The sequence below is a fragment of the Aeromonas australiensis genome, from assembly GCF_000819725.1.
GTDB classification, from domain to species: domain Bacteria; phylum Pseudomonadota; class Gammaproteobacteria; order Enterobacterales; family Aeromonadaceae; genus Aeromonas; species Aeromonas australiensis.
Genome location: NZ_CDDH01000096.1, coordinates 26,143 through 40,415 on the forward strand (window position 1 = coordinate 26,143; position 14,273 = coordinate 40,415).

The window sequence follows — 14,273 nt, forward strand, 5'->3', positions numbered from 1 at the left end:
GTTAACTGGATCTCATTTTTCACCTGCCGCAAACAGTTTGGGGATCTCCCGCACCAGCCAGCTTTTGGCCTTGCCCATGGTGTCTCGCCGCCAGGCGAGCACCACCTGCAATTGATGACGATATTCGGGGCTGATCACCTTGAGCCGCCCGGCGCGGATGTCCTCCTCAATCCAGCTCTGTGGCATGGTGCCGACCCCAATCCCTGCCAGCAGGGCATCCCGTTTCTCCGCCATGGTGCTGACGGTGAGGCGCGGCTGCTTGTCCAGCAGGCGATAGGTGAGCACCGGCTTGCGCAGGGCGGTATCGGCGACGGCGATGGCGCGATAGCGGCGCAGGGTTTCATCTGCCAGGGGTTCTGGTTCCTGGTGGAGAGGGTGGTCGGGATGGGCAACGTAGAGCATTACCTCCTCTTTGAGCACCTGATGCTTGATGCCGGTCATCATGATGTCCGGGTTGATGGAGGAGATCAGCAGATCGGCACGACCATCTTCCAGACACTCCCAACTCCCTGCCAGCACCTCGGCCCGCAGTCGCAGCCGGGTATCGGTCTGCTCGGCTAGCCGCTCCACCAAGGGGTAGAGGGTTTGTGCCGGCACCAGGGCATCAACGGCTATTGTGATGTCGGTCTCCCAGCCGCGGGCCAGCGCCCGGGTTTCGCCTACCAGGTGCTCGGCTGCCTCCAGCAGCACCCGGCCGCGCTCCAGCAGCATGCGTCCCGCCGGGGTGAACTTGGTGCGGTGGCCGCTGCGGTCAAACAGCATGGCATCCAGTTCGTCTTCCAGCTTCTGCACCGTATAGCTCAATGCCGAGGGCACCTTGCCCAGCTCGTCGGCCGCCGCCGCAAAGCTGCCGCGGCGGTCGATGGCGTCCAGCACCCGGATTGCCTCCAGGGTCAGCGCCCGTTCCCTGTTCGATTCCTTGGCCATTGCTCACCTTCAATTTTTTTGAATATGTTTGCCAGTTTATCTCGCTAACAAGTTAGGTCATGTCACTTTAATATTCAATCAACGCTTAGGCAGGAACGTCGAGCGGCCAAATATGCGGGAAGTTCCGCACTGTGACAGACCAAATCGGTCTGTCTGACGTCGGTGAAAGAACAACACACTATTTGAATAACCTCTTGCATGGATGCATTGATTCTGGCCGAAAAGGCCTTGGCAATGACATATAAAACAAGAGAGTGAATGAACATGAAAAACGTAATCAAGATGCTGGCTGTTGCAGCCCTGATGACCACAGGTTTCGCCCAGGCTTCTGTGCCAGCAGACTTCAATGCCATGCCCGGCGTGCTGTTTGTTAAGTGGAACGCCACTGCCGCAATGGATGGCAAAGCCAATCCGATGCTGGAAGTGCGCGATGAGGCCGGTGACCTGATCACCTCCGCTCATGCCGACCTGACTGGCACACAGCAAGTGCGTATGCCGCTGCGCACGCAAGGTACAGTGACCGTCAGCCTGGCTGGCCAGAGCAGCGAATACCGTATTCCGTTCGGCATCGGTGGTGGCAACCAACGCTAAGTCGAACCCCGGTTAGATGAGGAGCAGACCATGATGCAATTGAGAGCCGCAGAAGCGCGGGGCAAGGCCAACTTTGGCTGGCTGGACGCGCGCCACAGTTTCTCCTTCGGTCACTACTATGACCCACAGTGGATGGGACACTCGGTACTGCGGGTGATCAATCAGGATCTGGTTGCGCCGGGTGGCGGATTCGCCACCCATCCTCACGCCAATATGGAGATCCTCACCTGCGTGCTGCAAGGCTCCATAGAGCACAAGGACAGTCTCGGCCATGCCGAGCAGATCCCGGCAGGGGATTTCCAGCTGATGAGTGCAGGCAGCGGGATCCGCCACAGCGAGTACAACCCCTCGCAGACGGAGCCTCTCTCCCTGTTGCAGATATGGATCGAGCCGAACGAGTTCGGCACGCCACCCGGATATCAGCAGAAGAAGATCGAGTCCAGACCGGGCATGACGCTGGTGGCGTCACCGGATGGCGAGGATGGATCGCTGCAGATCCGCCAACAGGCCCGCGTATGGCGGCTGGAACTGGCCCCGGGCGAGACGCTCGAATGGGCACTGGCTGGCCGACACGGTTACCTGCAGATGATTTCAGGTTCGCTTGCCGCCAACGGTCTGGCTGCCCGACCCGGCGACGGGGTACTCAGTCGTGATGAATACCGGTGGGAGCTGGTTGCGACCAGTGCCAGCCAAGCCCTGTTATTTGACCTACCCTGAAGCCGTCAGCGGTGATGTGACACAAACGAGGAAGATGAAATGGACAAGATGAAAGATGTAGCGCTGCTGGCGGGTCGTGTACTGCTGGCGCTGATGTTCGTAAAGGCGGGTTGGGCCAAGATCGGCGGCTATGCCGGAACCCAGGGCTATATGGAAGCGATGGGAGTACCGGGCTTTATGTTGCCGCTGGTGATCCTGCTTGAGCTGGGTGGTGGCCTTGCCGTCGTGCTGGGTCTCTTTACCCGCAGCCTCTCCGTGCTGCTGGCTGGCTTCACCCTGATGGCTGCCTTTATTTTCCACTATCAGCCTGCCGACCAGATGCAGATGCTGATGTTGATGAAGAATATCTCCATCGCCGGTGGTTTCCTGGCGCTGGCGGCGGCCGGAGCAGGGGCTTTCAGTGTGGATGCCCGTCTCGGCAAAAACTGGTAACAGCCAGTCAGTTTGAGTTTTCCAAGCCTTTTGGCCGGTGCAACTGCACCGGCTTTTTTATGTCTGTATTTTCCGGATAGGTGAGGCGGCGGCACAAATCTGCGGTCCCCCTCATGGTTCGGCGGTTTGCCCGCCTGCTGGCCACAAGTGCCTTTTGCATCTTATCCCCCGATCCCCGACAATTCCCTCTCTTGTGAAGTGACGGAAATGGCTCGCCTTTTCCCTCGCCCCCTCTCATCCACAGGCGGGAATTGCTCATGTTTACCCTCTACCACTCCAATCAGCTGGATCTGCTCAAAGAGCTGCTGGTGAGCCGCATCCGGCAGGCCCCTCTCTCTCACCCCTTCGATCGGGAGCAGATCCTGGTGCAGAGTCCGGGCATGGCCCAGTGGCTCAAGCTGGAGCTGGCCAAGGCCTTCGGCATCGCCGCCAATATCGACTTTCCGCTGCCCGCCAGCTTTATCTGGGAGATGTTCACCCGGGTGCTGGCGGATGTGCCGCGCCAGAGCCCCTACAACAAGGGCTCCATGAGTTGGCAGCTGATGACCATTCTTCCCGAGATGTTGGGCAGGCCCGCCTTTGCCCCGCTGGCCGCCTATCTGGGCGGTGGGGGTGGCGAGGATCCTGCCCGTGAACTTGCGCAGGCGCCCGAGCAAGTTCGGCTGTGGCAGCTCTGCCAGAAGGTGGCGGATCTCTTTGACCAGTATCTGGTTTACCGGCCGGACTGGATCGCCCGTTGGGAAGAGGGGGAAGGATTGAGTCAGGAGCTGGCTGGGGTGAGCGGTCAGGATTGGCAGCCCGAGCTGTGGCGCGAGCTGGTGGCCCGCACGTTGGCGCTCTCTCCGAGCGGCTACCACCGCGCCAACCTCTACGAGGAGTTTATCCACGAGCTGGCGCGTACCGCCACGCTGCCGGGCAAGCTGCCGCAGCGGGTCTTCGTGTTCGGCATCTCGGCGCTGCCGCCGCGCTATGTGGAGGCGCTGTTGGCCCTCGGCAGCCGGCCGGAGGTAGAGGTGCACCTGTTCGTTACCAACCCCTGCCGCTACTACTGGGGGGATCTGCTGGATCGCAAGACGTTGGCGCGCCTCGAAAACAAGCTTAAACCCGGTACCGATATCGAGACGTTGCAGGGCCCCGCCAACCCGCTGCTCGCCTCCATGGGCAAGCTGGGGCGCGACTACCTGCATCAGCTGATGGAGCTGGAGGTGCCGCAAATCGAGGCCTTCGTCGATATAGACGAGGTGGATGGCAAGGGCAATGTCAGCCTGCTGCGCGCCATCCAGAAGGATGTGCTGGAGCTGGCAGAACGGGGCGCCGGTCAGTTCGATCTCGACAGCAGCCATCACAAGAGCCCCATCAGCCCGGCGGATGGATCCTTGCAGATCCACGCCTGTCACGGCCCGATGCGCGAGCTCGAGGTGCTGCACGATCGGCTGCTGGCGCTGTTCGAGCAGGACCCGACCCTCACCCCGAAAGATGTGGTGGTGATGATGCCGGACGTGAACAGCTACGGCCCCTACATTCAGGCCGTGTTTGGTAAAGAAAAGAGTGGGGCGCGCGGCCAGATCCCGTTTGCGGTATCGGATCGGGCGGCGAGTCAGGAGAGCCCGCTGCTGCAAAGCTTCCTCGCCCTGCTCAGGCTGCCCAACGCCCGCTTCGGGGCAGGGGAGCTGCTCGCCATTCTCGAGGTGCCCGCCGTGCTGCGCCGCTTCGAGCTGGATGACGACGAGTTCAACCAGCTGCGGGTCTGGGTGCAGGAGAGCGGCATCCGCTGGGGTCTGGACGACGGCTACCCCGTCCGTTTCGATCTGCCGCCCATGTCCGGCAACAGCTGGCTGTTCGGCCTGCGCCGCATGCTGCTCGGCTTTGCCATGGGGGATGGCGAGCCGGTGGCGGGCATCTTGCCCTATGCCGATATCGAGGGTCAGCAGGGGCTGGCACTTGGCAAGCTCGCCTGGTTTGTCGATTCGCTGGCCGAGTTTTTGCCCCGTCTGCAACAGGCCCAGCCGCTGGCCGAGTGGAACGCCTGCCTGCTGGCGCTGCTGGAGCGCTTCTATCTGGCCGACGAGGATGAAGAGCGTCAGCTTCAGCTTATTCGCAGCCAGCTGGCCGAGTGGCAGACCCGGCTTGGCGAAGCCCGTTTCGAGCAGCCCATCACCGCCGATCTGTTGCAGGACTACCTCGGCAGCGTGCTGGGGGAGTCCCGCTCCAGCCAGCGCTTCCTCGCCGGTCAGGTCAACTTCTGTACCCTGATGCCGATGCGCTCCATCCCCTTCAAGCAGGTCTGCCTGCTTGGCATGAACGACGGCGTCTACCCGCGTACCCTGGCCCCCATGGGGTTCGACTTGATGGCGGTGGCGTCGCGGCGGGGGGATCGCTCCCGTCGTGATGATGACCGCTACCTCTTCCTCGAGGCACTGCTCAGCGCCCAGCAGGGGCTCTATATCAGCTATCAGGGTTTCAGTGCGCAGGACAACAGCGACAAGGTGCCCTCGGTGCTGCTGGCAGAGTTGATCGACTATGTGCGGCAGGGCTTTGTGCTGGCGGGGGATGAGAGCCTCGACGACGAAACCTCCGGCAAGCGGCTGCTCAACCACCTGATGGTGGCGCACCCGCTCACCCCCTACAGTCGCGACTACTTCTACCCGGCGGCAGGTTCACGCCTCTTTACCTATGCCGCAGACTGGCTGCCCGCCCTCAAGCCAGAGCGCGGTGCGGCCAACTTCCAGAGCGGCGAGCTGCCGCTCCCTCCCGAATGGGGCAAGGAGCAGGGGCTGGAGCTGGCGGAGCTGCTGCGCTTCTATCGCCAGCCCACCAAATATTTCCTCAACCGCCGCCTCAAGGTGTGGTTTGAACTGAACGAGGCCAACATCGAGGACAGCGAGCCGTTCGAGCTGGATGGCCTGCAACATTATCAGCTGAAAGATCTGCTGCTCGATGCCCATCTGGCAGAGGGGGATAGTACCGAGCGGCGCGAGCGGTTGCAGCTCACCGGCCTGCTGCCCCAAGGGTGGTTCGGCAGCCTGCTGCTGGACGATCTGGATGCCGAGATGGGCAAGCTGGCGGATCGGCTACGGCCATGGGTTGCGGCCAATGAGTCAGAAAAACAGGCGGTGGAGATCGATATCTCCCTCACTCAGGGCCAGCTGCAAGGGTGGATCGACACCCAGAAGGGGCGCTTGCTGGTGGTCAAACCCGGCAGCTTCAACGGCAAGGATCTGCTGCTGGGCTGGATCCAGCACCTCTGCTTCTCATTGAGCGGCGCCCCCGGCGACACCCTGCTGTTCGATGCCAAACAGAGCCTGCGGTTAGCCAAGCTCGCTGCCGACGAGGCGCGGCCCAAGCTGGCGGCGCTGGTGGCGTGCTGGGCGCAGGGGATGAAGCGGCCGCTGCCGTTTTTCCCCAACACTGCCTGGGATTGGCTCAAGGCGATCGAGAAGGATCCCGACAAGCCGGAGGCGGCCGACAAGGCGGCTCTCACCCGTTTCAACGGCGGCTGGATGATCAATGGGGAAGGGGCAGACCCTTACGTTGCCCGCTGCTTCCCCGAACTCGATGACGAGGTGCTGGGGCAGTTGCAGGCGCTGGCCCGCGAACACCTGACCCCGCTGCTCAACACCCTGGAGGAGCTGAAATAATGGCTAACCCGCTCAATACATTGCGTTTTCCCCTCCATGGTGAACGACTGATCGAAGCCTCTGCCGGTACCGGCAAGACCTACACCATAGCCGGTCTCTACCTGCGCCTGCTGCTGGGTCACGGCCTGCTTATTGAGGAGGGGGCCGATGCCGGTCAGCCGAGTGCACACGAGCGGCCGCTCTCGGTGACCGAAATTCTGGTGGTGACCTTTACCGAAGCGGCCACCGCCGAGCTGCGCGGGCGGATCCGCGGTCGCATCCACGAGGCACGGCTCGCCTTTATGCGCGGCCATAGCAGTGACACCCTGCTGGCCCAACTGCTGGAAGAGGTAGAGGATCACGAATTGGCGGCCCGCCGCCTGCTGGCCGCCGAGCGCCAGATGGACGAGGCGGCGGTCTTTACCATCCACGGCTTCTGCCAGCGGATGCTCAAGCAGAACGCCTTCGAGTCGGGCGCCCTCTTTGAAACCGAATTTCTTACCGACGACAGCCAGCTCAGGTTGCAGGCGGTGAGCGACTACTGGCGCGCCGAGTTCTATCCGGTGGATAAAGCCCTCGCCAGTGCGGTGCGCGCGCTCTGGCCGAGCCCCGCCGCCCTGCTGCGGGAGATGGGTAGCTGGCTCGACAACAGCGAGCTGGAGATCCACCCCGCGCTGGGGGACGAGACCCTCGCCGCTCGCCATCAGGCTGCCATGAGTCGCATCGCGGCGGTGAAGGGCGAATGGCTGGCGCAGATGGACGAGATCCGCCGCCAGACTGACGGCCAGATCAGCCGCTACACCGGCAAGAACTACGAAGGGTGGCTTGCCAAGATAGCTGACTGGGCACAGGACGAGAGCAGCGGCTACGCCATCCCGAAGGAGCTGGAGCGCTTCGGCCAGAGGGTGCTGGAGGAGAACCTCAAGAAGGGGGGCGCAGTGCCGACCCTGCCACTGTTCAGTCAGATCGATGAACTGCTGGCGAGTCGCCCCGGTATTCGGGATCTGATCCTGCAGCGGGCGGCCAAAGTAGTGCGCAGCCGGATGCAGGCCAGCAAGCGGCAGGCCCATCAGCTCTCGTTCGATGACCTGCTCAAAGATCTCGACGGAGCGCTTGGCTCAAGCCTTGGTGAGCGGCTCTGCGAGCGCATTCGCGCCACCTACCGGGTGGCGATGATCGACGAATTTCAGGATACCGATCCCCAGCAGTACCGCATCTTCCATCGCCTCTACGGCGGCCATAGCGACACGGCGCTTTTGATGATCGGTGACCCCAAGCAGGCCATCTACGGCTTTCGCGGCGCCGACATCTTTACCTACATTCAGGCGCGGCGAAATGTGAGCGCCCACTACACCCTCGGGCGCAACTGGCGCTCCAGCAGTGCGCTGGTGGGGGCGGTCAACGGCCTGTTCGAGCGGGCCAAGGATCCCTTTATCTACGAAGCGGATATCCCCTTTCTGCCGGTGGAGGCGCAGGGCAAGAGCAAGGCTCTGCTGCTCGATGGCGCCACTGCACCCGTGCTCCACTGCTGGCAGCTGACCGGCCAACCCACCTTCAATCGGGGGGATTACCAGAGCAAGATGGCGCGCGCCACCGCCGCCGAGATCCATCGTCTGCTGACGCTGGCCCGCGAGGGCAAGGCGCTGATCGGCGACAAGGCGGTCAAGGCCGGGGATATCGCCGTGCTGGTGCGCACCGGCGCCGAGGGCAAGCTGGTGCAGCAGGAGCTGGCGCGTCTCGCCATCGCCTCCGTCTATCTGTCGAATCGCGAGAGCGTGCTGGAGCAGACGGAGGCGCGGGAGATTTTGCTGATTTTGCACGCCTGCCAGAACCCGAGCGAAGAGCGCAGCCTGCGGGCGGCGCTGGCCACCGGCCTGTTTGACCTCGACGCCAAGGCGCTCGATGGGCTGGCCAGCGACGAGCGAGCGTGGGAGAGCGCGGTGCAGGAGTTTATGGAGTACCGATCGATCTGGCATCGCAGCGGCGTGCTGGCGATGTTGCGGGCCCTGCTGCACCGGCGCAATCTCGCCTCTTCGCTTTTGGCGAGCCCCTATGGCGAGCGGCGGCTGACCAACTTCCTCCATCTTGGCGAGCTGCTGCAACAGGTGAGCAGCGAGCTGGACGGGGAGTATGCCCTGCTACGCTGGTTGGGGGAGGCGGTGAGCCGCCCCAACGGGCAAGATGCGGAGCAGGTACTGCGCCTCGAATCCGAGCGCAAACTGGTGCAGATCGTCACCATCCACAAATCCAAGGGGCTGGAGTACCCGCTGGTGTTCCTGCCCTTTATCTGCAGCCACAGAACCGCCGAGACCCCGCTCTATCACGAGGCGGACGAGGCGGGTAATCGCACCATTCTCGATCTGACCGGCGCCGAAGGGTCTTTGGCGGAAGCGGACCGGGAGCGCCTTGCGGAAGATTTGCGGCTGCTCTATGTGGCGCTGACCCGGGGCGTTTACGCCACCTGGCTGGGGCTGGCGCCGGTGCGGGCGGGGGCGGGCAAGTCGGAGAAGACCGACCTGCACCACACCGCCATCGGCTACCTGCTGCAAAAGGGCGAAGAGGGGGATGCGCAGACACTGGCGACAGCTCTGACCGAGCTGGCGCAGGCGCTGCCCGGGGTGGCTGTCGGTGAGCCCTCGCTCACCCGTCCGGCCCCGCTGCCGCCAGAGGAGGAGCAGTTGGGCGAGCCGCAGGTGCGCCACTTTAGCGGTTCCCTTGAGCGGGACTGGTGGATCAGCTCCTACTCTGGTCTGGCGGCGCAGGGCCACGGTCACAGCAAGGGTGTCTTGGCCAACCCCGGCTTCGATGACGAGGTGGTAACCGAGGCAGCCGCGCTGGCTGGCGAGCAACCGGAGGAGGCACCCCAGCCCTCCATCTTCACCTTCCCGAAAGGGGCGCGCCCCGGCACCCTGCTGCACAGCCTGTTCGAGACTATCGACTTTCAGAGCGCTGGTGGCGAGCCGCTGGCCGAGCATATCGCCAGTCTGTTGCTGCAAGACGGCTTCGACGAGAGCTGGGCCCCTGTGTTGCAACAGCAGGTGGAGGCGGTGCTCGATACTCCCCTTGAAACGGGCTTTGGCGAGCCGGTGCGGCTGCGGGATCTGGCCCCCGAGCGCAAGCAGGTGGAGCTGGAGTTCTTCCTACCCATGGGACGGGTGACGGCACCGGCGCTGACGGCCCTCTGCCAGCAGCACGACCCGCTGTCGCGGGGCAACAAGCCCCTCAGCTTTGCCACCGTGCAGGGGATGCTCAAGGGCTTTATCGACCTGGTGTTCGAGTGGCAGGGGCGCTGGTATCTGCTCGACTACAAATCGAATCACCTCGGCATGAGCCCCGCCGATTACAGCCGCCCGGCGCTGGAGCGGGCGATGGCCGAGCACCGCTACGACCTGCAATACCAGCTCTACTCGCTGGCGTTGCACCGGCTGCTCACCCTGCGCCTGCCGGGTTACGACTTCGAGCAGCACTTTGGCGGCGTTTTCTATCTGTTCCTGCGCGGTATGCCGCAGGGGGGCATTTTCCATACCCGCCCGAGCCGTGAACTGGTGCTGGGGCTGGATAAGTTGTTTCGCGAAGGCAGTGAGTCGCCCGCAGCGGGATCCCAAGCATTGAACGAGGTAGAAGCATGAGCGGCACCATGATCAGCACCGCGACCAGCGCAATGATGGTTGAACGGCTCAAAACACTGGCGCTGGCTGGCCGCATCCGCCAGCTGGATCTGCAATTTGCCAGGCTGGTGGCCGACCTTGGCGGTAGCCCCGAGCTGGTGCTGGGGGCTGCGCTCACCTGCTTCGAGTTGGGCCGCGGCCATGTCTGTCTGCCGCTGGAGATGCTCGCTGCCGGATCCCTGCGGCCGTTCGGGCTGGATCCCCAGCAGAGCCGGGATCTGTTGCTGGATCTGGCGGATCCTGCCCGCTGGCCCGCCCTGTTTGCGGCAAGCCCGCTCGTGGGTACGGAACAGGATGACGGGCTAACCCCGCGCTGGCCGCTGCGGCTGTGGCACGGGCGGCTCTATCTCACCCGCTACCACGATTTTGAGCTGGGGGTGGCCCGCCATCTGCGCGCCTTGAGTGAAAGAGCCGAATGGCCGGAGATAGCCCCGGCCCTGTCGCGGCTGTTTGCCCGCGACTACGGGTTGGTGTTCGCTGCGCTGCTCAAGGCCCGCCTCGCCCCCGACTTCTCGGCCCGCCACTTTATCGAGAAGTATCTCGATCTGGTGTACCCCAATGAAGTGGATTGGCCCGCCATCGAGGCGCTGCTGGCCAGCGCCCAGGCGGCGAGTGATTTGAGCAAGCTGGATACGCTGGTGCCCGAGGCGCTCTGCTGCAACGGCCAGAAGCTGGCGGCGGCCACCGCGGCGGCACGCCCCTTTGCGGTGATCTCCGGCGGCCCCGGCACCGGCAAGACCACCACGGTCGCCAAACTGCTCGCCATTCTGGTGGAGACCGGCCTGCAAGCGGGCAAGGCCCCGGCGATCCGGCTGGTGGCCCCCACCGGCAAGGCGGCGGCGCGCCTCACCGAGAGTATCGGCTCTGCCCTGCAGGCCCTCGATCTGCCCCCCGAGTGGGTGGAAGCGATCCCCACCGAAGCGGGCACCCTGCACCGGCTGCTCGGGGTCATTCCGGGGCGCAGCCAGTTCCGCCACCATGCGGGCAACCCGCTACACCTCGACTTGCTGGTGGTGGATGAGGCCTCCATGGTCGACCTGCCGATGATGGCGCGGCTGCTCGATGCGCTGCCGAGCCACGCCCGCTTGATCCTGCTCGGCGACAAGGATCAGCTCGCCTCGGTGGAGGCGGGGGCCGTGCTCGGCGATATCTGCAGCTTTATCGAACAGGGCATCAGCCCGGCGCAGGCGGAGTGGCTCTCCCGCCAGACCGGCTACCGCTTGCAGGGTTCGCCCGCAGGGGCGCCGGTGCGCGACAGCCTCTGCTTGCTGGCCAAGAGCTGGCGCTTTGATCAGCATTCGGGCATCGGCCAGCTGGCGCGCGCCTGCAACAGCGGCGATGCCACGGCGGTGGAATCAGTCTGGGGCGCAGGATTCGCCGATATCAGCCTGCACCCCTGGGCGGGGGAGGCCTACGATGCCCTGATTGCCCAGGGGGTGGCCGGTTACGGCAGCTATCTGCAGGCGGCCCGCGCGGGGGAGGCGCCCGCCGCCGTATTCAAGGCATTCAACAGCTTCCAGATCCTCTGCGCCCTGCGCGATGGCCCGTTCGGGGTGCTGGGGCTAAACGAGCGGCTCGAACTGGCCCTGTCACGGGCTGGCCTGATTGCCCGCGATGGCGACTGGTATGCCGGTCGTCCGGTGATGGTGGTGCGCAATGACCACGGGGTCGGCCTCTATAACGGCGATATGGGGCTCTGCCTGCCCGACGAAACTGGCCGGTTAAAGGTATGGTTTGAGCAGCCGGACGGCACCCTGCGCGCCCTGTTGCCCAGCCGCTTGCCACCTCACGAGACGGTCTACGCCATGACCATCCACAAATCCCAGGGTTCGGAGTTTGCCCATACCGTGCTGGTGCTGCCCGACAGCCCCAGCCCGCTGCTCACCCGCGAGCTGGTCTATACCGGCATCACCCGCGCCAAGGCCCGCCTCGATCTCTACGGCGATCGCGCCCTGCTGGCACAAGCGGTGCGGAAAAAGACCGAGCGTTATTCCGGATTGGCTGAGAGGTTGGGGGAGTGATTGTGTTTAGCAGGCATAATTGCCTGCTAAACACATAATTGAAGTTAATTTTTTTTAGGTGGTGGCGGTGGGGTTGGCGATGGTTTTTCATATCTTGTTGGGGGTGGTGGATTTCTACTGTTCTTTTGTGTATCTGGGCCTGGATATGTTCTCTTATCAGACATAAATCACCATCACTTTTTGGTTGGAGTTGGAGGGGTTGGTGTTGGTTTAGGTTTTACGTAATTTAATGGTGGTGGTGGGTTTTTTCCGGACTTTTCAATAGGCTTTTTATTCTCATTGCTCATCAGAATTACCCTCCTTCAAAAATTCAACGAATTCTATTTCTTCGGCTTTGATTACTATGTATTGTGCGCTCAACATAGGTATATATTCACCTTGTTCTGATATCCACTCTGGATTTTGTAAAACAATATGACCTTTGGATGGATCTGATGGCCATACACTAGGCCAACCAAAAATTCTTCGCCCATCCCTTAGATCTAATATTACAAAAGATGTTACGCTATTAAATATGTCTTCCCACTCACTATTAAATGATGACTGGTTGGTTATCTTTAATTTTTGTAGGAGTCCATGAAATTTAGAGTTGTTTGTGTAATAAGAGAGAACCAAGCCCAACAGAAATGCAATGATGATAGATGTTGCCAGCTCTTTCCCAGCAGACCATTCAAAAAATTTATAAAATCCACCAATGTAGATTGTTATCTCTTTGAATAAATCTGAAAGAACCTTAACCAATAGTGTGAAAATCAAAGCTTGTATTACTCTTTCGAACTGAGACTGTTTGGGGTATGCAGTTAATGCGTGGAAAACCCAAGCAGTTAAAAATCCAGGTAATAATTGCCTCAATAACTCTAGTAGCTCCGAACTGAAATCCATATTTTAAAACTCTTGGCCATATAGTGGTTTTTTATGATTGATTTATAAGGCAGTATCACCAAAAAACGCTTAGTGAGTCAATGCGTATTTAGATGGAAATGTAAACTTTCCTTCTCTTACATGCGGTCAACATAATAACTTGCGCATTATATATATCTTGTATGTTGGGCTTCGCAGGCTCAGCACACAACCTACGGATTGTGTAGGTTGTGGCTGAGCGTAGTAAAGCCCAACGTCTACCGCGTGCTCTCTTTTTTCCTTCCCCTCATCCCCGACCCTTCTCCCGCAAGGGGAGAAGGGAGATTCGGCTTCGTGGATATACACGCGATTGCCAATCTCATATCCCCGATGCTGATTTATTCCCTCTCCCTCCGGGAGAGGGCTAGGGTGAGGGGTGCAGGTTGGCACAATGCCCATTTTGCCCGCTTCGTGAAATCCGGTAGGGTGCAATCAACGAAGTGAATTGCACCGCTGCTATTTATCTGCCAAAAGGTGTAATGCGCTGCGCTTATTACACCCTACATCCAACCCATACATGACAGGATGTCATTGCTTGAGACTTGAATTTAACCCCATCGTTCTGGATCGCGATTACGAGCTCTGTGTGCTGGCGCGCAGGGATGCCTATTTTTGCAGCTTTCATACTCATGACGGTTTTGCCGACTTTATCGACGGCTATCGGGAGCGGATCCGCGAAAGGCTGGGGCAAGCGCAATGGCACTACCTCCATGTCTGGGCGGGTGAACAACTTGTGGGCCAGCTGGAATTTCGCAGCTTTTCCGATGAGCCCGAGACCGGCTATGTGCAGCTGATTTATCTGTTCCCCGAATATCGTGGCACCGGTTTGGCTGACGTGTTGCAGGCCTATATCCGCCAGCAGTTGCTGGGGGCTGGCTGCAAATGGGCGATGCTCTCCGTGAGTCGAACCAATTTGCGGGCGCTGAACCATTACCGGCGCTTCGGCTGGGTATTTCTGCGCCCCAATCCGAAACATCCGCAGACCGATTTTTATCGGCTGGCACTGGCGGGGGATCCGTCACCCTGCCCGTAAAGTACCCCGCACCCGGAAAAAGAGCGGGGCCGAAGGTAAACCTTCGGCCCCGCGCTTGTTGATGGTGCTGCGTCAGATGCTGGATTTGACGGTGACGAACTCGGGGTAGGCGTCGATGCCGCACTCGTGGACATCCACGCCCATCAGCTCTTCCTCTTCGCTGACGCGCAGCCCCATCTCGTATGTTGGGCTTCGCAGGCTCAGCACCAACCTACCGATTGTGTAGGTTGTGGCTGAGCGTAGCGAAGCCCAACGTTTACCGCGTCATCTCTTTTTTCCTCCCCCTCATCCCCAGCCCTTCTCCTCTTTTTTAATAAACGGGAGAAGGGAACAATGCCGTTACCGCTGTCCGATTACGCTTCGCTAA

Annotated in this window: 10 protein-coding genes; 7 read left to right on the forward strand and 3 right to left on the reverse strand. The window is 61.2% G+C overall.

Annotation, left to right across the window (positions count from 1 at the left end; genetic code table 11):
- Positions 1–12: 12 nt before the first annotated feature.
- Positions 13–927, reverse strand: a complete 915-nt coding sequence (locus BN1117_RS16305; protein ID WP_040099085.1) for a LysR family transcriptional regulator — start codon at positions 925–927, stop codon at positions 13–15.
- Positions 928–1,185: 258 nt separating this feature from the next.
- On the opposite strand from BN1117_RS16305, the gene BN1117_RS16310 reads away from it, so the two are divergent.
- The 6 genes from BN1117_RS16310 to recD all read left to right on the forward strand — a co-directional run bounded on the left by BN1117_RS16310 (position 1,186) and on the right by recD (position 11,973).
- Positions 1,186–1,518, forward strand: a complete 333-nt coding sequence (locus BN1117_RS16310; RefSeq protein ID WP_040099086.1) for a hypothetical protein — start codon at positions 1,186–1,188, stop codon at positions 1,516–1,518.
- A 30-nt stretch (positions 1,519–1,548) separates the two neighbouring features.
- Positions 1,549–2,235: a pirin family protein gene (locus BN1117_RS16315; protein ID WP_040099088.1), complete on the forward strand. Its 687-nt coding sequence runs from the start codon at positions 1,549–1,551 to the stop codon at positions 2,233–2,235.
- A gap of 39 nt (positions 2,236–2,274) precedes the next feature.
- The gene (locus BN1117_RS16320) at positions 2,275–2,667 is read left to right on the forward strand and encodes a DoxX family protein (protein ID WP_040099089.1); all 393 of its coding nucleotides are present in this window, start codon (positions 2,275–2,277) and stop codon (positions 2,665–2,667) included.
- Between the two features lie 257 nt (positions 2,668–2,924).
- Entirely contained in the window at positions 2,925–6,305 is a 3,381-nt protein-coding gene (gene recC / locus BN1117_RS16325; RefSeq protein ID WP_040099091.1) for an exodeoxyribonuclease V subunit gamma, read from the forward strand.
- Complete coding sequence (gene recB / locus BN1117_RS16330; RefSeq protein ID WP_040099093.1) at positions 6,305–9,913, forward strand: exodeoxyribonuclease V subunit beta; 3,609 nt, start codon at positions 6,305–6,307, stop codon at positions 9,911–9,913. Before recC ends, recB begins: the two co-directional genes overlap by 1 nt.
- The gene (gene recD / locus BN1117_RS16335; protein WP_040099095.1) at positions 9,910–11,973 is read left to right on the forward strand and encodes an exodeoxyribonuclease V subunit alpha; all 2,064 of its coding nucleotides are present in this window, start codon (positions 9,910–9,912) and stop codon (positions 11,971–11,973) included. The genes recB and recD overlap by 4 nt, the downstream gene beginning before the upstream one ends.
- Positions 11,974–12,249: 276 nt before the next feature.
- Here recD and BN1117_RS16340 read toward each other — a convergent pair whose 3' ends face one another.
- Entirely contained in the window at positions 12,250–12,855 is a 606-nt protein-coding gene (locus BN1117_RS16340; protein ID WP_040099096.1) for a DUF6338 family protein, read from the reverse strand.
- A gap of 553 nt (positions 12,856–13,408) precedes the next feature.
- On the opposite strand from BN1117_RS16340, the gene BN1117_RS16345 reads away from it, so the two are divergent.
- Complete coding sequence (locus BN1117_RS16345; RefSeq protein WP_040099098.1) at positions 13,409–13,906, forward strand: GNAT family N-acetyltransferase; 498 nt, start codon at positions 13,409–13,411, stop codon at positions 13,904–13,906.
- 72 nt (positions 13,907–13,978) lie between these two features.
- On the opposite strand, the gene BN1117_RS19960 is transcribed toward BN1117_RS16345, so the two are convergent.
- Positions 13,979–14,113, reverse strand: coding sequence for a hypothetical protein (locus BN1117_RS19960; RefSeq protein WP_280136007.1), 135 nt, complete (start codon positions 14,111–14,113; stop codon positions 13,979–13,981).
- Positions 14,114–14,273: the final 160 nt, after the last annotated feature.